16 protein-coding genes and 1 pseudogene are annotated in these 21271 nt (G+C 44.8%); 7 read left to right on the top strand and 10 right to left on the bottom strand.

What is annotated here, in order from left to right; all coding sequences use genetic code 11:
• Nucleotides 1–457: 457 nt before the first annotated feature.
• The 3 genes from M5J74_RS26780 to M5J74_RS26770 all read left to right on the top strand — a co-directional run bounded on the left by M5J74_RS26780 (nucleotide 458) and on the right by M5J74_RS26770 (nucleotide 2891).
• A complete protein-coding gene (locus M5J74_RS26780) occupies nucleotides 458–1189 on the top strand; it encodes a carbonic anhydrase (RefSeq protein ID WP_106218120.1) in 732 nt (243 codons plus the stop codon).
• A 438-nt stretch (nucleotides 1190–1627) separates the two neighbouring features.
• Nucleotides 1628–2236 (top strand): SET domain-containing protein, encoded by a 609-nt coding sequence (locus M5J74_RS26775; RefSeq protein ID WP_106171203.1) that lies wholly within the window; start codon nucleotides 1628–1630, stop codon nucleotides 2234–2236.
• A gap of 37 nt (nucleotides 2237–2273) precedes the next feature.
• Nucleotides 2274–2891, top strand: coding sequence for an MFS transporter (locus M5J74_RS26770; RefSeq protein ID WP_106218121.1), 618 nt, complete (start codon nucleotides 2274–2276; stop codon nucleotides 2889–2891).
• A 31-nt stretch (nucleotides 2892–2922) separates the two neighbouring features.
• Here the strand turns inward: M5J74_RS26770 and M5J74_RS26765 are convergent, their stop codons facing one another.
• The 3 genes from M5J74_RS26765 to M5J74_RS26755 form a co-directional block, all read right to left on the bottom strand.
• Nucleotides 2923–5361, bottom strand: coding sequence for a GH116 family glycosyl hydrolase (locus tag M5J74_RS26765; protein ID WP_250014267.1), 2439 nt, complete (start codon nucleotides 5359–5361; stop codon nucleotides 2923–2925).
• Between the two features lie 278 nt (nucleotides 5362–5639).
• Nucleotides 5640–6362: a molybdopterin-dependent oxidoreductase gene (locus M5J74_RS26760; RefSeq protein WP_015156922.1), complete on the bottom strand. Its 723-nt coding sequence runs from the start codon at nucleotides 6360–6362 to the stop codon at nucleotides 5640–5642.
• Nucleotides 6363–6378: 16 nt separating this feature from the next.
• Nucleotides 6379–6963 carry a cytochrome b/b6 domain-containing protein gene (locus M5J74_RS26755; RefSeq protein ID WP_250014259.1) on the bottom strand — a complete coding sequence of 195 codons (585 nt, stop codon included), beginning with the start codon at nucleotides 6961–6963 and terminating at the stop codon, nucleotides 6379–6381.
• A 98-nt stretch (nucleotides 6964–7061) separates the two neighbouring features.
• Here M5J74_RS26755 and M5J74_RS33690 point away from each other — a divergent pair.
• Nucleotides 7062–8943: pseudogene (locus M5J74_RS33690) on the top strand (RluA family pseudouridine synthase).
• Here the strand turns inward: M5J74_RS33690 and M5J74_RS26740 are convergent.
• A complete protein-coding gene (locus tag M5J74_RS26740; RefSeq protein ID WP_250014254.1) occupies nucleotides 8940–12095 on the bottom strand; it encodes an efflux RND transporter permease subunit in 3156 nt (1051 codons plus the stop codon). The pseudogene M5J74_RS33690 and the gene M5J74_RS26740 overlap by 4 nt on opposite strands.
• Nucleotides 12096–12158: 63 nt before the next feature.
• A complete protein-coding gene (locus tag M5J74_RS26735) occupies nucleotides 12159–13517 on the bottom strand; it encodes an efflux RND transporter periplasmic adaptor subunit (RefSeq protein ID WP_250014253.1) in 1359 nt (452 codons plus the stop codon).
• Between the two features lie 164 nt (nucleotides 13518–13681).
• On the opposite strand from M5J74_RS26735, the gene M5J74_RS26730 reads away from it, so the two are divergent.
• Nucleotides 13682–14215, top strand: a complete 534-nt coding sequence (locus M5J74_RS26730; protein WP_250014251.1) for a PadR family transcriptional regulator — start codon at nucleotides 13682–13684, stop codon at nucleotides 14213–14215.
• Between the two features lie 127 nt (nucleotides 14216–14342).
• Here M5J74_RS26730 and M5J74_RS26725 read toward each other — a convergent pair whose 3' ends face one another.
• From M5J74_RS26725 to M5J74_RS26705, 5 genes are all read right to left on the bottom strand, one after another.
• On the bottom strand, nucleotides 14343–15152 hold the full coding sequence (locus tag M5J74_RS26725) for a tryptophan-rich sensory protein (protein WP_250014249.1): 810 nt from the start codon (nucleotides 15150–15152) through the stop codon (nucleotides 14343–14345).
• 51 nt (nucleotides 15153–15203) lie between these two features.
• Nucleotides 15204–15752 (bottom strand): methylmalonic aciduria and homocystinuria type D protein, encoded by a 549-nt coding sequence (locus M5J74_RS26720; protein WP_015156918.1) that lies wholly within the window; start codon nucleotides 15750–15752, stop codon nucleotides 15204–15206.
• A gap of 8 nt (nucleotides 15753–15760) precedes the next feature.
• Nucleotides 15761–16639, bottom strand: coding sequence for an alpha/beta hydrolase (locus M5J74_RS26715; RefSeq protein ID WP_106166194.1), 879 nt, complete (start codon nucleotides 16637–16639; stop codon nucleotides 15761–15763).
• A gap of 4 nt (nucleotides 16640–16643) precedes the next feature.
• A complete protein-coding gene (locus M5J74_RS26710) occupies nucleotides 16644–17108 on the bottom strand; it encodes a cupin (protein WP_015156916.1) in 465 nt (154 codons plus the stop codon).
• 186 nt (nucleotides 17109–17294) lie between these two features.
• Entirely contained in the window at nucleotides 17295–18881 is a 1587-nt protein-coding gene (locus tag M5J74_RS26705; protein WP_250014248.1) for a glucose-6-phosphate isomerase, read from the bottom strand.
• A 269-nt stretch (nucleotides 18882–19150) separates the two neighbouring features.
• On the opposite strand from M5J74_RS26705, the gene M5J74_RS26700 reads away from it, so the two are divergent.
• Together M5J74_RS26700 and M5J74_RS26695 are read left to right on the top strand one after the other, a co-directional pair.
• The gene (locus tag M5J74_RS26700) at nucleotides 19151–20338 is read left to right on the top strand and encodes a branched-chain amino acid ABC transporter permease (RefSeq protein WP_015156914.1); all 1188 of its coding nucleotides are present in this window, start codon (nucleotides 19151–19153) and stop codon (nucleotides 20336–20338) included.
• A gap of 87 nt (nucleotides 20339–20425) precedes the next feature.
• Nucleotides 20426–21211: an ABC transporter ATP-binding protein gene (locus M5J74_RS26695; RefSeq protein WP_371933984.1), complete on the top strand. Its 786-nt coding sequence runs from the start codon at nucleotides 20426–20428 to the stop codon at nucleotides 21209–21211.
• The last annotated feature ends 60 nt before the right edge of the window (nucleotides 21212–21271 follow it).

The following is a 21271-nucleotide window of genomic DNA, read 5'->3' as shown; positions in this document are numbered from 1 at the left end:
CAATGCCAGTAAGGTGAGGGGCGTGAATTTTAATTTACCGGAGAGGTCAACTGGTAAAAAATAATTGGAAATTATGTCAATTCTTCTTTTTAAGAAAGTCGTGTTGAGTACAGCAAAAAGCTTTTTGTGCCGAGAACAAAAAAAATTGCGATCGCAGTATATCTATTCCTTTTGATGAATATCATAGACTCAACTATTATTTTTTTGTACTTACCATAAAATAGCTCTATAGTAAGTATGAGTTTTTTGTACCCATAATTTGATAAATTTCCTAATCGTTGGGTCTGTTGTTTGATAAATTTTTTGCAAGTTAGTTTATTTTAAATTTGCAGATTTTCACGTCAAAACGAAATTAGGTCGTGCGACTACAAACGCAGCAAACATAGAGGTTTACTATGCTGATTTTTCCTGTTTTATCAGGTATAAATCAGCAAATAATTTTAATTGAGGTACGGTGATGACTCGAAAAAATGGATTTGTTGGACGGCGCAATTTGCTCAAATTGATGGGTGTAGGAGGAGCTAGTGTAGCTGCGACTACTGTTGTTAGTAGCTCGTGGGGCGCACAACCTGCTGTGGCACAACAAACAGACACTCAAGAAAAACCAAAGTCCGTTAGTCCAGATGATGCTCTCAAGAGATTAGTGGAGGGCAACCAACGGTTTATAAAAGAGAAGCGGCAGACTCCTAACCAATCGCGATTGCGCATACGAGAGGTTGCCGTAGCTCAATATCCTTTTGCTTCTATTTTGGGATGTGCTGATTCGCGAGTTCCAGCAGAAATTGTCTTCGATCAAGGACTAGGAGATTTGTTTGTAGTTCGGCTTGCTGGTAATGTTGTCAGTCCTACAGCTACAGGTAGCCTAGAATTTGCTACATCGGTGCTAGGTTCTCAACTGATTATAGTTTTAGGACATGAAAGATGTGGTGCAGTACAAGCAGCACTCAAAAGCGACCTACTTCCTGGTAGAATTGGTACTTTTGTTGAGGATATCAAACCAGCATTAAATGGGATAAAAGCTCAATCAAACGATCCAGTGAATGATGCTGTTGTGGCTAATATTCGGTATCAAGTTGACCTACTGCGGCAGAGTTCTTCAATACTATCTCAACTGGTTCAAGATGGGAAATTAAAAATCGTAGGTGGTCGTTATGACCTAGATACTGGAGCAGTTACTCTAGTAACTTAAATTTTGGCGAGGGGCGATCGCCTACTGAATTTTTATCATACACTTCTACAGCGGCAGCGCTAGAGATGTTTATTCAGCAATGGCGATCGCTCTCAGTCACATCATTTATGGGAAATTTCCTGAAGGTCAAGCTTTAACTGTATATTTGGCAACGATCGCTCTACGAATATTTGCTCTACAAATGTGAGAAAGCTATTTACTGTTCGTGAATTATTTAAGATAGCTGTAGAATAATATACTAAGTTTTAAATGTTGCTTTGAAATAGCTGTAATTACAACTAATCGCTGTTGAATTGAGTTAGATATTATATATAACTAGGGGTATAACTCCTAACATTTATATTGTTACTGTGTAGAAATATTAAAAAAAGCTTAAATTGCGTATACTGCGAAAATAATTATGATAGAAAATTACGCATTGCTATACATTAAAACTTTATGATTCATCCAGACACAGAGTTACGTCTTGTTAATGAAATTATTGGTTACGGTGTATTTGCTACTAAATTTATTCCTCAAGGAACGATAGTGTGGGTATTGGATGAATTAGATCAGCAATTCGACGAGGGATATATATTGTCTCTAGACCGACTTCAACAAGAACACGTATTCAAATATTCTTTTCGAGGAAGAAACGGTAACTATATACTATGTTGGGACATTGGTAGATATATCAATCATAGTTTTTATGCCAACTGTATTTCTACAGCTTATGACTTTGAAATAGCTCCTAGAGACATTTATCCTGGTGAAGAACTAACCGATCACTATGCTTGTTTTAATTTAGACAAACCTTTTGAATGCCTTCCAGAGCCAGGTATCACCAAAACTAAAGTTATGCCTGATGATTTTTTGTTACTATACCCAGAATGGGATAGACAAGTTGCTGAAGTCATGCCCTATTTCAATTGCGTCGAACAGCCATTAAGAAAGTTTATTTCAAGTAAATTTGTAGACAAAGTGAATGCCGTTGCTGCTGGAAAAGAACGGCTTGATTCCGTACTTGATACCTACTACGACCGTCAACATAGACTAATAACTGCATAGAATATATCCAGTTCATTAAGTCATTGTTGTGTTTTCTATGCTACAAAAAAATCTCAAAATCCTACTTTACAGTAGTAATATTTGGTACTTAGGCGAAGGAATGTTTGCTCCGATTTTTGGTTTATTCACTCAAAAAATTGGAGGTAATATTCTTGATATTAGCGGAATTTGGGCTACATATCTAGTTGCTACAGGAATTTTTACCATCCTAGTTGGAAGGTTATCAGACCGCAACATAAGCAAAGCCAAACTCATGATAATTGGCTATGCTTTAAATGCCATTTTCACATTTTGCTATCTATTCGTATCTTCTCAACTAAGTTTGTTTGTCGTTCAAGTAGGGTTGGGCATAGCTTCTGCTTTAGCAACTCCTACCTGGAATGCTTTATATGCACAATATGAAGATCGAGGAAAGGCAGGGCAAATTTGGGGCTTGGCTGACGGACAATCAAAAGTCATGACTGGTCTTGCTGTAGTGCTTGGGGGAGTGATTGTTAATTGGTTGTCTTTCAATACTTTATTTATCACAATGGGAACGATTCAAGTTATTGCTACCTTGTATTCCATTCAACTGTTAAAGCAACAGGGACGTGCAGCAACAACTACTGATAAAAAGCATTTGCTAAGAAAACATCAAATAAAGTCAAGCGATTGACAAAAGCAAAAGATGGTAAATTGCTAGATCGCTAAAAATCAAACCACACGCCATAAATTGCCCAAATTGCCATTGCTCGCAAATAATAGCTTGCCCGAAAAGTACCAACAGATGTAATTGCTTCTGGAGTACGGAATTGCAAACCATTTTCATAAATTTGATTGACAACTGTTTCTGTTAATTGCAGTGCCTCAGCTTTCATTCCCATTTGTAAGAGAAAAGCCGCCAATCCAAAATTAATTCCCGTCCATACTTCTAATGGATGGGTAGCATTAGGATTTTCAGGAGAACCATTCGGTTTTAAACCATTCGCTGCCCCAAATTTTCCCTGATGAAACTTCAAAAAGCAAGCATCGTATATAGTTTTGAGTGCAGATAAAGCACATTCTTGCGGTACAATGTCAGGTAGTTTTAATAAACGAGCGTAAAATTGTCCGCAGAGTTGATCTGCCATCACGACATCAGAACCGCTATTGCTATCCAAGCGATAATATTGTCCGTTCCAAAGTTTTTCTTGGTAGATAGGACGCGATCGCGATAACCAAGATTGATAAGTGTCGATCGTTTCTTGTAGAGACGTTACATGTAACGTCTCTACATGTAACGTCTCTACAGAATTGAGTAAAATTTTACCAATGGCGATCGCGGCTTCTAAAGCCGCCAACCACAATCCCCCACAATAAGCACTAATACCCTGCAACTTCCAATCATCAAAAGTTTGATCTGGCGCACCAGAATTTTCAGGAATTCCATCGCCATCTTCATCGAAAGTTTTCAAATAGTTGAGGGCTTGAACGATCGCCTCCCAACATGATGCTAAAAACTCTACATCAGTTGCACCTGTCAGTAAATAGTCTCGATATACCTGCAAAACAAAATCGCTGGGTAAATCCTTCCACAAATTGCAATCTTGATATGCCGTGTAATTTGTCTTTTCCCAAACGTGTTCGTTGGGTGCGCCTAAATCGTGAGGTGTTGCACCAGCAACTTTACGCGGCGCGAGGGGCATTTCCGCCCCGATAGTTAGGTAATATCCAATGAGGCGACGATGATTGTCACTAGCAGGAATAGCCCGTGCAAAAGCACGCATCACAGCCTTTTCTAACTCTGGAAATAAGATTAATAAAGCAAACGAACCGTAAAGCCGCACGTCAAGGCTTTCATACCAGCGATAATCAATACATTCTAAAATGGCAAACTGACCGATCGGATCGCGCTCTGTCGCCGCACTCCACAGCGTCCCACCACTGGTAAGATCGTAAAGTTCGTTAAACAATGCCATTTTGAACCAATCGGGCAGATCGGTTTTATCTAAAATTGGTTGCTGCCAAGCTTGAATTTGAGATTGCCAAGACTGGTATGCTTGTAAGGCTGTGCGAGCGATCGCCCAAGCATTTTTACCCGTGCGATCGAAAAAATCTGTATAGCGACGATAATATTTGACCCCAGCAGCAAATTCCGTAACGGGAAAATCCCAAGTTAAGACAAAGGGAATCGTGCGAGTTTCTCCTGGTTGAAGTGTAAAACGAATGGCGATCGCACCTGCAATTTGTTCTCCCTCTATAGCTGGTGTCTCATCTTGTATATTGGGTAAAGCACCTGATTGGGCAAAACTTGTCCATATGTCTTCTCCCGTACCGACAGGATTCCAACGGGTATGATGAAAGACTTCTACACCGGGCTGTTTTGCCGTAGCAATGCACCACTGCCCGTCTCCTTCCTCTACATCCTCACCGCTATCTCGCCCTAATACGCATCCCACATACTCGGATTCCACCAACCGATTAAAATTTCCCTGGCTTTCTCCCCAGCGCGATTTATATTCATACACTGGGCTACCATCATCTCTAATTTTGACTTCTGAAGATTTACTGGCATTAGTAAACCACCCCGTCATATTCTGCCAGGACAGCATAATACTCAGAGTTATGGGGGCATTAGTAGGATTATGGGCAGTCCAGACAAATACACCCACTGGATAGCTGCTTTCTTGATAGTTATTTGCCCAAATTGGCGAAAACTGTTCGCAGGTTAACTGAGATTGAAACACACCCTCATACACAAACCAGCTACGAGGATACAACGCATGATACGTGCCTGTATGGGCGTGTTGTTCGCCCCTAGATGGATACCACTGCCAATTCTGCAATCCATCTTCAGGTGCTTCCGTACACAAAGCGTAAGCCTGACGAGATGCACTCCGTTCAGACACGCTTTCAAACACGCTAAACTGACAAGCAGGCATCGGCTGAAAAATATGCTCGCCGCCGTCCACCTGCCACACGTTAAAATCACCCCTAGAAGATCGACCGATACAACCCGCACCAAAGCCCCCTAAAGGCATACCGTGCCAGGGACCATCATCTAAATTACTCGCGGTACGGACAGTATAGGGCTTATCCCAGCCCAGACCGATAGGGCGCTGCCAGGTACAGTTAGGAATGTTCATCATTAAGGTGCTGAATTGCATCCCATAGATTTTACTCTTGGATTTGGTAATTGGTCATTGGTAATCTAAGATCTTGCAGTTGTTGCAACGTCCGCCTGGGATTCAAATCCCAGTCTCATAGCTTAAGTCGGATAAATCCGACTGTAACTAGTTTTTAGTCTACTGAAGTAGACTTGTGCTATTAGCCCAGAAATTAATTTCTGGGCGGGTCTGGACACAAGTTGAGATTGCTACAAAATCTCAGTAATTGGTAATTGGTAGTTGTAAATTTTAACTTTTAACTTTTGACTTTTGACTTTTTACAATCCTGCATACCATTCATAGCCTTGGTCTTCCCAGTAGCCTTTGACGGGTAGGAGGCGATCGCTAAGGATGATGTTAGTGACCCATTTACTTTGCTTGTAACCTAATTTAATTGGCGAGGCGAGACGTAAAGGCGCACCGTTATCTATTGGTAAAGGTTGCCCGTTTTTCTGATATGCCATCAACGTTTGTGGGTGCAGACACGATGCTAAATCCCAGCTTTCGTAGTAGCCGTCAGCGGATTTAAAGTAAACGTATTTTGCCTCGGGTTTAGGTTGGGCAAGATTAATAATATCCCGCAATCGAACTCCACCCCACTGCACGATCGCCGCCCACCCTTCCACGCAGACGTGACGAATCACCATTGAGGCAAGGGGCATTTGCTGAATTTCTATCATGCTGAGGCTGAGAAATTTATTGACTGCACCATCGACAACCAGACGAAATTTGGTTGGATCGATTTTTGGAGTAAAGTTAAATGAGTTAACAATTAATGCTTCTGGTTCGATCTCGCTGACTGGAAATTCTGGTGCGAGTTTTTCAGGATTGAAAATTAAAGTTTCAACTTTTTGGTTCAATGGTTCGGAGACTTTACCGACTATATCTTCAAATAAAGGCGTGCCACATCCACCTAATAATAAACTGACGCTGGAAAGCCCAGAAAGTTTTAGAAAGTGACGACGTAATAGTCTTTGGCGAGGGATTTGAATCTGATTCATATTGTTATAGATAAGCTTACCAAAACATCGATTCCAAAAGGCGATCGCCACCGACTTTTCGTCCTAGTAAGGCGTGGATTGTGGCAAAGATAATCACGATTGGGACGGTAGCGAAGTGAACGATTCGCAACGCTTGCCAATCGCCAAAACAATCGACAATCCAGTGAAATTGAGCGGGTTTGTACATACCCAAGCCGCTAAATATAGCAAGTAATAAAATGGGAACGATCGCCGTATAAGCGATCCGATGCCATGCATAAGCACGACGCTTTTGGTTTTGACTCAATTTCAGTGCTTTGATGTCTTTGTCGCTGACAAATCGATGTTTCCAACGACGGGAAACGAGGATATAAATTCCATAAAACACCAAGTTGAGCGAAAACAGCCACATTGCAGCAAAATGCCAGTGTCTACCACCAGCCAGCCACCCTCCAAGGGCAAAAATTGGTGGAATATGCCAGCCAGCACGCCCGCCAAATACGGGGTTAGCATTGTAGATTTGCAGTCCGCTGGTCAGCATAATGAATAAACTAACAATATTTACCCAATGAAAAATTTTGGCTGCAATATTTTGCCTGGGAAGTCGAGACAGAGATTTCATATCAGTTATCAGTTATCAGTTATCAGTGACATCTCGATCGCACACCACGCACCACTCAACTACCAACCACCAACTACCAACCACCAACTACCAAAATTATGACCCTTCATCTACCAACAGATTTTATTAGCTCAGGTTGCGTTGCTGATGATTCACCTGTTAGTTATTGGTATGAAGGTTATTGTCCTCAGACGGGTAAATTATTGACACTGCCCCGCACCCCTTTTGTAGAAGCGATCGCAATTGGGTTGATGCAACAGCTTGCTACTATCGCGCGGTATTCCCATGAGGGGAAAATGTACGGTGTGCTGCTTGTCGAGACTGCTGCTGGGGAACAGCGAGTGCTGAAAGCATTTTCTGGGCTTTTGCATGGTTGTAGCACGGTTGCAGGTTGGGTGGGAGCGATCGAGGGCAAAGAGCTGGCTTTAGAAGAAGCCCGTACCCTGGATATGTTAGCAGCAATGAAACAAGAGCTAATTGCTTTGCAACAAATACCGGAACGGCAAAAGTATGCAACGTTAGTGCAGGATTTTGAAACGCGCTGGCAGCAACTTACAATCCTACATCGCGATCGCAAGCAACAGCGACAATTTCAGCGCCAGGTATTTCAAGATACCCTCGCAGGCGTTGCTTTAGTAGAGGCATTAGCGCAACTGGACGAACAAAGTCGTCAGGATGGGATCGATCGCAAGCTGTTTAAGCGTCAACGAGATTGTCTGTTACAACCGCTCCAACAGGCGATCGAGCAAGCAGATAAGAGAATGTACGAGTTGAAACAACAGCGGAAAAGTTTATCGAGGCAGCTGCAAGCACTGATGCACGCTAGCTATAGGTTGAGCAATTTCGCAGGGGAGTCTCTACCACTACAGCAGTTGATGGCGGGTTCGCTACCTACTGGAACTGGGGCTTGTTGTGCGCCAAAGTTGTTGCATTATGCGGCAACTCATAACTTGAAGCCACTGGCAATGGCGGAGTTTTGGTGGGGATTGCCTTCGACTAATGGCGAAAAAGTGCAGGGAGAGTTCTATGGAGCCTGTACGGAACGCTGTCAGCCGTTGATGGGGTTTTTATTGTCAGGTTTACAGCAGAGATCCCCCAACCCCCCTTACAAAGGGGGGCAATGAGATCTTCCCAACCCCCCTTAATAAGAGGGGCAATCCGATCCCCCAACCCCCCTTAATAAAGGGGGCTAAGAACGATTTTGTTTCCCCCTTTTTAAGGGGGATTAAGGGGGATCTCCAAGATCTATGCATCCAAACCAAGACATCTATTCTTTATGAAAAGGATGGCTTTGTTTCCCCCTTTTTAAGGGGGATTAAGGGGGATCTCCAAGATCTATGCATCCAAACCAAGACATCTATTCTTTATGAAGATGAATGGCTGATTGCCGTGAATAAACCGCCAGGACTGCTCTCCGTTCCCGGTCGTTGTAGCGATCGCTATGATAGCGTCGTGTCTCGTTTACGTCACTTACTGCCCGATGGCATGGCGATCGCAGCTCCACATCGCCTCGATCTAGAAACGTCAGGTATTTTGCTACTGACTCGCGATCGCGCCTCTTATCGTCATCTGAGCCAGCAATTTCAACAACGGCGAGTGCGTAAAGTTTATGAAGCGGTACTTGCCGGATGCGTGACGCAAGAAAGCGGTACGATTCAACTGCCACTTTGGGGAGATCCTAGCGATCGCCCTTATCAGAAAATTGATGCACGGGGAAAACCTAGCTTAACGGAATTCCAAGTCATAGCAAGATCGAAGGATTCGACTCGGATTCAGTTCCTCCCTCTAACAGGACGAACGCATCAGCTTAGGGTTCATGCTGCCGATCCTAGAGGTTTAGGAATACCCATTTTGGGCGATCGATTGTACGGTTGTCGCGCCCAAGTAGAGCGTTTATGCTTACACGCGAGAGAACTTTGTTTCGAGCATCCCCACTCAGGAAAAATTCTGACTCTACAGGTGGTAGAAACTCCGTTTTAACTACTTTGCCAGGCAACCGTTACAGACTGGTGACGAGTTTTTGTCCACAACAAATAGACAGCAGGAACGAAATACATAGAGAGTAAGGTAACACCTCCCAATCCTCCTGCGATGACGATCGCCAGTGGATTCCAAAAGCCTGTAGGGTCGAAAAGTAGGGGAGTAAAGCCAGCCATATCGGTGATTGTAGTGGCAATTAAGTGGCGCGTAGCGCGCACGACAACTTCTTCAACAGCGTGGCGATCGCCCGTACTAGCTTTCACATCAGCTTGCAGCGCCGCAATCACTACCGTTGCTTCGTTCACGGCAATCCCAATCAAGCCAATTGTACCGAGAATAGCTGTAAAGCCAAAAGGATAGCCCGACAGCCACAATGCACCTAACCCTAAACCTACAGAAAGAATAGCGATCGCGCCAATACTAGCTGCTAAAGCAAAGGAATTGAAAGTCAGTACCAGAGTTGCAGTCATCAATACTCCCAATACTCCAACGGTAGATAAGATATTGCCCACAGCTGTATTTCGTTCTTCCGACTCACCACCAAACTCAAAGGAATAACCAGGCGGAAGTTGAAAATTATCCTGTTGCAAACGTTGTTGTAACTGAGTCAAAGCATTGGCGGGAAGAGTCCCAGCCGTCATGAACCCTTGCACGACATTAACTCGTTGTCCGTTGCGGCGGCGAATAACGGCAAGATCGGGAACTAAGCTAATGTTTCCTACAGTAGATAAAGGTATCGTTTGACTGTTTCTATTATCAGTTGGTAATAAATCGAGATCCGATATCTGTTCTAGATTACTCCGCCCAGAGTTGGACAATCGCACGCGGACGGGTAATTCTTCCGTTGCTTCCAGTACGGAACCCCCTGTTGTTCCTTCTAAATTTGCATCTAACTGACGGGCGATCGCACTGCGATCTAGTCCTACCATTCTGGCTTGTTCTTCATCGACATTGACCGCAAGTTTGGGCTGCGCTTCAGTTAGACTAGCACGGGTATGAGTGATCTCTTTAATTTGAGCCATTTCTGCCCGCAGGCGATCGCCTAATTTTCGCAGTTGAGTTAAATCTGCACCGTACAACCTGACTTCTACAGGTGCATCGAATGGCGGTCCCTGTTCGATTTGTCGTACAAGTATCTGTGCGCCTGGAAAAGCTCGATCTAACTGAGTTTGCAGGGATTGAATAATCGGACGCGAAAGGGTGTTAGGGCGCAGTTGAACGAGTCCTTGGGCGTAGTTAGCGGCATCCTCTTGACTACCCACAATATTGTAGTAGAAAGTCGGGGCGCTTTCGCCTAAAAACCAATGTACGTCCGTTACCTCTGGTTGCTGTAAGATTAATTCCCGTGCTTGCAAAACTTGCGATCGCGTTTGTTCTATTCCAGCCTGACTGGGAAATTCAACTTCAATGTAAAACTGATCGCGACCGGAGGGCGGAAAAAATTGTTGCGGTAGGTGGGGTGCGAGGGTAAACCCGACCGTTGGTAATATTAAGGCTAAACCAACTGCGATCGCAGGACGGCTAAAAGCAAGTTGTAGCGATCGGCGATAAATTCTGGTGAGTTGAGGATGGGAAAAACCTGACTGTAAGATCCCCCTAACTCCTCTCGGAAAGGGCAAAATCCCCCCAAACCCCCTTAAAAAGGGGGGCAAAATTCCCTTGAAAACAGCAGGCGACCATTGATGTAATCTTCCCGATAGAGCGGGTAGAATTGTTAGGGAAATAACTAAAGAACTTGTGAGTCCGAGAATTCCCGTTACGCCTATTGTCCCCGTAAATTCTCCCACGCCGCCAGGTGCAAGGGCAATTGGTAAAAAGGCTAGTACTGTGGTTAGAGTAGAACTGAGCAGGGGAACGAGTATATGATGGATGCTATCGGCGATCGCTGCTCTTGCTTTCATGCCTCTTTGCAACCGTACCTGAACTTCATCTGCCATCACGATCGCGTTGTCAATTAGCAATCCAATTGCAATCACCAAACCCGTCATTGAGATTTGATGCAAGGGGACGTTTAATACTTCCATGCAGCCAAACGCTAACAAAGTTGCCAAGGGTAAAGCTGCACCTACAACCACAGCCGATCGCCAGCCCATCATAAATAAAATTACTGCCATGGCTAACAGCGAGCCAAAAGCCATTTCCCACAACACGCCATTGATGCGTTGCTGCACGTAACGACTTTGATCGAGAATTGTATGTAAACTAATACCTTTGGGTAATTGGGTTTGAAACTCTTGCAAAGCCTGTTTAGCAGCCTGCGCCCAGGCATCCACGCGCATAGCTGATTCTACTGTAGCAGCCAAGGCGATCGCGGGTTTTCCTACGACAAATGACAAACTTGCCGCTGGTTCGATAATACCTTTATTAACTTGGGCAATATCTCCCAGCCGCGTTACTTGTCCGTTATTTTCAGTGCGGATAGGAATGTTGCGAATGCGTTCTAAAGAATCTAATTCTCCAGCAACTTCAAACGAGAGTTCGTTATTTTGTCCTCGCAATTGTCCGGCACTAATCTTGGCATCGCTAGCTAAAATCTGCTGCGATAATTCTGCTGCTGTTATTCCCAGCATTGATAACTCAGCCGGACTAATTTCTACCCGCATTTCTTCTTCTGGAGCGCCAAATATTTCTACCTTCTGCGTTCCGGGTAAATATCTCAGTTTGTCTTCTAGTCTTTCTGCCGTTCTACGTAAGATAGCATAATTTGGAGGTGTATTTGTTTCCCAAGTCAAACCTATAATTAGGGCATTTGCTTTGACTTCCCGATCTTCATATACTGGCGATCGCGCTCCTTGCGGTAATCTGGGAATCACATCATCAACTTCACTGCGTACCTGTTCCCATACTCGATCTACATTCCGCACCGACTCTTTCAGATTGACAGTAACTACAGAAATTCCTAACTGCGATCGCGATTCTAAAGAATCAATTTCTTCAATTTCTGATAACTCATCTTCAATTGGTTTTGACACCAAAGCTTCTACCCGTTCGGTACTCGCACCAGGAAACAAAGTCGTTATCGTCGATACGCGCTGGGTAATTTCTGGATCTTCCAAACGCGGTAAAGTAAAAAATGAAGACAATCCCCACACTAGAATTAACGTAAGTGCGAGGAGAAGTAATTGACGATTGCGATAGAAAAGAGTAGACATAAAAACTTAAAAGTTGAAAGTTAAAAGTCAAAATATTACCAATTACCAATTACTAATTACCAATTAAATCGGCTCTACTAACTGCCCTGGTACAACGCGCTGCGTACCGTCAATAATTGCCTTATCTCCAGATTGAATAGTGCCTCTGACTAAAGCGCGATCGCCTGCGGTATGCAAGACTTCTACATCCCTACGTTCCACTTGATAAGACTTATCTTGTGTTTCTACTGGGGTATAAAATGCCCACAAGCCTCGCTCTCCTCTGACTAATGCTGTAGTAGGCAACCAGTAACCTGTCGTTGCTACATTTTGCCGAACTTGTAACCTTGCCACCTGTCGCGGTGCTAATAAATTGGAGATTGCAGATGGTAAGGCTAAAATGACGGTGCGTGTACGAGTCGCAGAATTAATTTCTGGCAAAATCGATGTAACTTCTGCTGAATAAGTTTTTTGCCCGATTTGTACTTGTTGCTGGCTTCCCAATCTTAGTTGTGCTACTACGTGCGTCGGAACGCCGATTTCAACTTCAGGTTCGCTCTCTTCTACCAAGCGCACCACTGTTTGTCCAGCATTAACTACAGTACCTTCATCGAGTTGCCGTGTTGCGACAATTCCAGAGAAAGGGGCTTTGATGGTACTTTTGGCAATTGACACGTCTATATCTGCAATACTTGCTTGTAGCTGTCTCACTTCAGCTTGTTGGGCAGTAATTTGTTCGCGGCGCGTCCCAGTTAATAACTCATCTAGATTGCTGCGGGCTGCTGCTAGCCTTTCTGAGAGGGCATTGGAACCGTAGGCGATTTCGTCAAATTGTTCTCTAGAAATGGCTCCATCGCGCCATAATTTCTCTCTGCGATCGCGTTTGATTTTCTCTAAACTCAGTTGTTGTTCTAAATCCCGTACTTGCGATCGCGCTGCGGCAATTTCTTCCGTTCTAGCTCCATTTTGCAATTCCTCCAACACAGCTTCAGCTTTGGCTTTTTGTGCTAATAACTGCGATCGCTGTGTTTCTAAATTCCGCGTATCGAGTTTGGCAATAGGAGTACCGCGATTTACCTTCTCGCCGCGATCGACATACACCTGTACTAACTCCCCCACTCGCTCAAATCCCAGTTCGCTAGCTCTCTGCGCTGCTACCTCACCCGTGTAAGTTCGTATTGCCGTATAAGACTGCACGGCTTGCAAAGGAGCTGTTTTGACTGGCAAGCGGCGCTCGGATTTCGTACTGATAGGAGCATCATTACTAACGAGCCGCATTACACCCACAGCTATGACTGATAGCAGCAAGATACCAAGTGCGGATGCTAATAGATTTCTGCGTTTAGGAATACGGGGTACGACTTCTACATCTAGAGGAGTTGATTCTGGCTCTGTGGGTGTGTGTGATGATACGTCCATACCTTCTAATGGTCGATCGTTCATGAAATTCTGCTCCTGATGTCGGCATCTACGGTTGCATCAGTCTGGAAATATGTCTATTGGTATTGGCGATCGCTTCTTTATATTCAACTGTTTTATATAAAACAAATTGAGTATAAACAAGATGCTATACTCAACTTATTGGATATGTCAACCTCTGTTTGGAAATGGCATTAGGGCATACGATATTAGCAGCACTCAGCATAGAACCCTTGAGTGGCTATGACTTGGCAAAAAAGTTTGCGGATAAAAGCGGTTGCTATTGGAAAGCGACGCAGCAACAGATCTATCGAGAATTAGCCAAGCTAGAAGATGAAGGCATGGTAATATCCGAGACGATCCCTCAAGCAGGACGACCGGATAAGAAGCTATATCACATTACCGATAGCGGTAGAGAAAATTTGTGTGAATGGATCGCTCAACCTTCGGAACCTACACAGATTCGCGAAGATTTGATGGTCAAAGTGCTGGCGGGACATTTAGTTCCCCGTCCGGTAATTCTTAAAGAACTAGAACGTCGCCGCCAAATTCACTTAGAGCAGTTATCAATCTACAAAGAATGGTATCAAAAATGCTGTGAGAACGTGGCTGAATTATCGCTACCAGAACAATGTCGCTGTCTTACCCTAAGACGGGGTATTCGTTATGAAACCGAGTGGGTAGCTTGGTGTGAAGAAGCAATGCAACTGTTGAACGAGTAACGTAGGAGCGTGCATCTGTACGACAACAATTTTAAGCAAATCGGGAATGCGCGATCGCGTCCAAGTTGCTTTGTAGGCGCAGCAGCATTTATATCCGCATTTTTAGCCAAATATCGTACTTTTGTGCTTAGAACCTTGCATTAACTGCTTGCTGTTGACTTTTGCGCTTTTTCTTACCGTAAAATAGCAGAACTGCAAGTCCGAGCGCTGCTACTACAGCGGTTATTGAAATGGCAGGATTATTTAAAGATAAATGACGCACGGCGATCGCCACATACGCCCAAACAAATACCAGCGTAAAGGCGATATCTGCCCGTTGAAGGGCAACTACAGAGGCGATCGCTGCACCAATAAGTAGCATAATGACAGTCCATCCTAGAGAGCTTATGCCCCAACCATCCCAATTAGAAATATACAGAGCAGAGGCAATATTAACAATCGTTGCTACAGAGATCCAACCTAAATAAATACTAAATGGTACGTGTACCAGCCATTTGAATTCGCGCGATACTCGTTTGCCAATTTCTAATTGCAAGTAAGCTCCAATTAAGGAAATTAGAATTGCTAGCATTGCTATTACTGAAAGCCAAAATAGCTGTAGCGTGAAGAGATATACCCAAGCAATTTGAGCTAGACAAGCAATAATTAGTAAGACATCAACTCGATGCAGAGTTGAATTTTGGCGCTGTGCTGGAAGAAACTGATAAACGCCATAGGCAATTAATCCGAGATAAATTAATCCCCAAATAGCAAAGGCATAATTTGCTGGCGTAATTTGCACGCCTTGAAGGATGGTATTGGCAATTTCACCAATATTTAATCCTCGAACTGGAAAGAAATTTGACAAGACGTTAACGCTGAGAGTCGCCAAGATAGCAAATAGTGTTGCCAAAGGCAGTACAATTTCTTTACCAGAACCTTGTGTGGATGCTTTCATAAATTTTTTCTCAAGCTGCGATCGCAGATGCACGCTCTTATATTGGCTCTCTTATACTGACTTTATATTTGGAAAAGATTGCCCCTCTACGGTTGGATCGCTCGATCCTGCTACGGGTTGAATATCGTAGTGCGTGCTATTAGCTGCTATGTTAGCCACGATTTCTGCAACTACATCTGGTTGGGCAGATGAGACAAGCGTAGAAGGATAAACTGCTTTTCCCCAAGTTGGATGGACGATCGCGGCACACTGACCGCTACGATCGATTGTATAGCCCAGGGTAGCGCCGACAACTTTCACATCGCTCAACCGCACTTGACCGGGAGGAGAAGTCATAGGGAAACCAGTGCGCGGGTCGAACATATCTGCTAAGTATCCCATTGTTCCCAGTTGGGCAATGATTTGGCTGCCAAATTCTAGAAATTGTTGCCGAAATTCGTTCTTATAGATTTCTGTCTCAACTGTCCGTTCCAAGAAAGCAAATTGACACAGTTGTAAAACTACAACCACAGATAAAACTGGCAACGACCAACTCGGTAAAAGCCGATTTAAATGAGTGCGAATGAATCTAGGAGCTGGGTGAACTGAGTATTGCAGCATTTAATCAATTAATATGCTTGCTGAATATCTTCTAGAGCTTTTTGTAAATCTGGTGCGTGCAACCAACCAACAAAGCCTGCATACAAACATTCTCCGGTAGGAGAGGCAACAAAGACACAATCAATCCCAAATAAGTTCTTGCAAGTGCGAATAGTAGCACCATTTGGCAGTGCGATCGCAATTTGGGCTTTACTAAAATCGCGGCGATGACCGTCTGTCATGCCTGGTACTGCCTGCAACCGTTGTACGATATCGTCATAGACGATCGCCTCACCGACATTAGCATCCATCCAAAAGTCTTGAATGATGGTGGCAACCGTAGGATAATTTCGCAAAACGGCATGAGCTAGTCCTGGCAAGCAGATAAACCGAGCATTTTGAAACTTTGTCGATTCTACTGGAACCGTGCCATCGCTACCACCATCAATATCGCCAGCAATAACTAATGTGGGAATTATAGAGGCGATCGCGGCTGCAATTGGCTTACGATTTTTTCCCAGATCGCCAGCAATCCCAATTCCCCAATTTAAAGGATCGATCGCCCGTGCCACATCTGCACCACCGACTGGCGATGCAATCAAAACCAACGAGTGAATACTAGACCACCACTCAGGATGCTTATGCAATACCTCTAACCAGATCAAACCACCCATCGAATGACCGATAATCTTCAGCGGTACGTCTGGATATTTGGCAATCTGTTCGCTAGCCAGCTTTTCCACTGCCTGAATCAAAGGCTCAATTCTCACCCAAGTTTGAACGTAACCCAGACTCGGCGCAAACACTGGAATTGTATCTGTGACCAACCGACGCGCCAGTAGCATCATGGCACGGTTATCATCTGCCCAGCCGTGCTGCACGAATAAAAGAAATGCCGGATCTACCAATCAGTCATACTCCCACACTACCCAAGGCTTGCTGAATAATTACAGCCTCCATCTCTGCTAGTTTAGCTCCCGCGATCGCGAGATTGTAGGGAAAAGGACGGGGACGAGGAATATAATCTCGCGGTTGCGTCGGACGATGGCGCAGAACGGCGTTAACGATCGTGCATGGTTCGGAATCTAGATTTATTGCACCGTGTAGCACGCCTGGGGGAATTTTAACAACTTGAGGCAGGCGATCGCTCAATGGAGTGTAGCGATACTGCTTATTTTCTAAAGTCACGAGGGCTAAACGCCCTCTAACAACTAAAATCTGGTCTGTCTGAGATTTGTGAACGAAGAGATCGTCAATCGTGTGCGGCGGAATCTGTACCAACATTGTCTCGTGGCTGGACTGGGGAGTATAAAACTGAGCCATTCCCCCTTGAATTGAAGCTAGCGGATAGATCTCAATACCCCGATGAGCAGCCATACCAAACCCGTTTAGACTAAGTGGTTCGCTCCTAATCTAACCCAGTTTTCTGTAAAAAAGTGTTGCGCTAGCAACAGAATGTAACCAAATGTGATATGGAATTGTAGAGACGTTACATGTAACGTCTCTACAATTTTCCCGACTCCCTAGTACGGGCGCACAGCAGTGCGCCCCTACGAATCCCAATTAACTTAAAGAAAACGTCAAACTACCGGGTTGGGCGGGATCGCCTTGCATTGCCACCCCTCTCCGATTTGCTTGCAGATGGCGCAGAATTTTATAAATTGCCTCAATTTGGTCTGTGGCTGCGGCTTTCTTGGCAATTTGTGCCAGAGATAAAGGAGTTTTAGCCTCTTGCAGGACTTGCAAGACTTGTTTTTGCAAATCTAACACCACGGCGGCTGCTTTTTTCCCTGCTTCCACGCCTGGTTGGTGGTAGGCGTTAATATTGACTAGCGAACCATAAAAACCTACAGCTCGTTCGTAAAGGGCAATTAATGCGCCTACTGTGTGGGGGTTGACTTGGGGAATGGTAATGGTAATGGAATCGCGCTGTTTTTCATACAAGGCTTGGCGAGTTCCTTGGAGGAAGCCAGAGAGATAATCTCCAGCAGTTGCGCCTGGATCGATGTCTGGCGAGGAGCCCGAACGGTCTTCCAAGACTTCGATAAAGGTAGCAAAGAAGTTGGGTACGCCTTCGCGCAATTGCTGGACGTAGGCATGTTGGTCGGTCGAACCTTTGTTACCATAGACGGCGATTCCTTGGTGGACGATGTTACCGTCGAGGTCTTTTTCTTTACCCAGAGATTCCATCACCAATTGCTGCAAGTAACGGGAAAATAGTAAGAGGCTGTCTTTATAGGGCAGCACCACCATATCTTTTTCACCGCGTCCGTTCCCAGAGTAATACCAACCGAGGGCAAGCAAGGCGGCGGGATTGGTTTTGAGATCGGCAACGCGGGTTGCTACATCCATTTCTTTTGCGCCAGCCAGCATCGCCCGGATGTCGATACCCTGCAAAGCGGCTGGTAGCAAGCCGACGGCGGATAGTTCTGAAGTGCGTCCCCCCACCCAGTCAAACATGGGGAAAGTGGCTAGCCAGCCTTCTGATTTTGCTTGCCGATCGAGTTTGCTATCGGGAGTCGTGATGGCGATCGCGTGTTTGGTAAAGTCTAAATTGTGACCTGCATAGGCTGCTTTGAGTTCAATCGTGCCGTTACGCGGTTCTGGCGTGCCTCCAGATTTGGAAATGACGATAACTAAAGTGCTGGTGAGACGATTTCTCACCCGCGTTAACACGCGATCGATCCCCGCCGGATCGGTGTTATCAATGAAGTGAATCGCCAGGGGAGGAAAATCAGGAGCTAAAGCTTCAGCGACAAATTCGGGACCGAGTGCCGAGCCGCCAATACCAATAGAGATAATATCAGTGTAGCGGGGTGCTTGGGGTGGATGAATTGCTCCGCTATGAATTTTTCGGGCAAAGGTTTCAATTTGGTCTACAGATTCAACAATCTCTTGTTTAATTTCTGGAGTTGGAGCCAGATCGGGATCGCGCAGCCAGTAATGTCCTACCATCCGATTTTCGTCAGGATTGGCGATCGCTCCCCCTTCTAAAGCCGCCATATCTTGAAATGCTTTCTCTAACTTGGGCTGCAACCCCTCTACAAATGCATCGTCAAAGCGCATCCGACTGATATCTACGTAAAATCCGAGTCCGGCGTGATAATAGAGCCAGTCTTGATAGCGTTGCCAAAGTGCCGCAGCATCCATAACAATTCTCTACTTACTGTTTGCGCTGATAACAAGTCTTAGTTTAAAGGAAGCTGTTGCTTGCGTTTTGCAGTCTTATATAGTTTTTAGTGTTGACTAGAGGACGGGCTTGCTGTGTATCCCTTTAGTTTGATTTCTCGTAGCTGTTGCAGAAAACAGTCTCGGTGAGATAAAGATGCGATCGCTACTGACTTCTATCCTTGTTGGGTTAAAATCTTTTAGCACAAAAGCATACATTCCCTAGTGTGGCGACGGGTTTAGCAACGCTTATGTTAGATTTAAACGCCCTGATGAACGATCCAACAATTATCGGTTGGGTTGCCTATATCTTGTTTCTGACAGTTTCTACAGCAATTTTTGCCCTGTTCAGCTTGGGGTTAAACTTGCAGTGGGGTTTAACGGGGTTAATTAACTTTGGTCTGGTTGCTTTCATGACTTTGGGAGCATACACGACTGTATTGTTAAGCATGTATGGCGTACCCTTAATCGTAGCAACGCTAGCTGGAGCTTTAGTAGCCGCTCTCTTAGGATGGTTAATTGGTTTATCAACACTAAGGTTGCGGGAAGACTACTTAGCAATTGTCACGATTGGGGTATCGGAACTCATTCGCTTGGTGGTCAACAATCAAGATTTGCCAACTCCTAATACTCCCACACCTGGGGCTTTTGGATTGCAGGGATATCCTCTACCCTTAACAGATTTTAACCCCGATACGGTGATGAAATGGATAATGGTAGGGCTACTCACATTAGTTGTGGTTGCGTGTTACTGGAAACTTTGGAAATGGGCGATCGGAAGTCAAAAGTCAAAAGTTAAAAGTCAAAAGTCGTTTGTGACTCGTTATTTACCACTAGTCTTTCGGGCAATTGTCGGCATAGTGGCGACGCTGTTGATTTTTGTCCCCTATGCGGCGGGAGCTATTGGACTATACAACTTCACCAACTACGAAAAATCGGGATTGATGCTGATCTCGGTGTTGGTGCTAGCTTTTGTCGTATGGCGGTTAGAAGTGCTAGCGCGATCGCCCTGGGGAAGGGTATTAAAAGCAATTCGCGAAGATGAGGAAGTTGCCCGCGCTTTAGGAAAAAACGTCTTTTGGTATAAATTGCAAGCTTTAATGTTAGGCGGGGCGATCGCTGGGATTTCTGGTGCTTTGTATGCATGGCAGCAAACTTCAATTTATCCGAACGATTTCCAGCCGCAGACAACTTTCGATGCTTGGATTATGGTGATCTTAGGTGGTGCGGGTAACAATTTCGGTACGATCCTCGGCGCAGTTGTTTTCTTTGCTTACGACAGCGCCACCCGTTTTATCTTGCCCAAAATCGTACCCCTCGATGACGTGCGCCTGAGTGCGTTTCGGATTATGGTTATCGGCTTACTACTGATGATACTGATGATTTGGCGACCGCAAGGAATATTAGGTAAGAAAGAAGAATTGACACTTGGAAAGTAGTCATTGGTCATTTGTCATTTGTCATTTGTCTAAGACCAACCAACAACCCATTACCCATTACCCATTACCCATTACCAATCATTATCAATGGAATCCAAAGATCTACAATCCCAACCAATGCCACTATTATCAGCTAGCGGTCTTACCAAAAGTTTTGGCGGGATTAAGGCTGTGGATAATGCCGATTTAGAAGTAGCGAAAGGAAGTATTACGGGGTTAATTGGTCCCAATGGTGCGGGTAAGACAACTTTATTCAACTTACTGTCAAATTTTATTCGTCCCGATCGCGGCTGGGTAATTTTTGACGGCGCACCCGTGCAGCAATTGAGAACCTATCAAATTGCCTTACAGGGTATGGTACGCACGTTTCAAGTCGCACGGACGCTTTCGCGGCTGACAGTACTAGAAAACATGATGCTAGGGGCGCAAAAGCAAGACGGAGAGAACTTTTGGCGGCTGCAATTTCAACCTTGGGCGATCGCCAAAGAACAGCAAATCCTGCGAGAACAAGCGATGACGCTACTAGAGTCGGTGGGCTTGGCGCATATGGCGCACGAGTATGCGGGGGCGCTATCGGGAGGACAGCGCAAGTTATTGGAAATGGCAAGGGCGTTAATGACGCAACCCAAGTTAATTTTGTTAGACGAACCTGCGGCGGGGGTAAATCCCAAGTTGATCGAACAAATTTGCGATCGCATTTTAACTTGGAACCGCGAAGGTATGACATTTTTGATTATCGAACACAATATGGATGTGATTATGTCCCTGTGCGATCGCGTTTGGGTGATGGCAGAGGGGCGTAACTTAGCTCATGGTAGCCCAGAGGAAATGCAACAACATCCTCAAGTGCTAGAGGCATATTTAGGAAAATAATCCAATACTGTTGTCAAAGATGTGTATCGCTTCAAACAATCTCTATCTTAGGGAGTATTC

The sequence above is a fragment of the Chroococcidiopsis sp. CCNUC1 genome (genome assembly GCF_023546805.1).
Classification (GTDB): domain Bacteria; phylum Cyanobacteriota; class Cyanobacteriia; order Cyanobacteriales; family Chroococcidiopsidaceae; genus Chroococcidiopsis; species Chroococcidiopsis thermalis.
The sequence above is the reverse complement of the archived record's forward strand: the minus strand, read 5'-3'. Positions and strand labels throughout refer to the sequence as shown.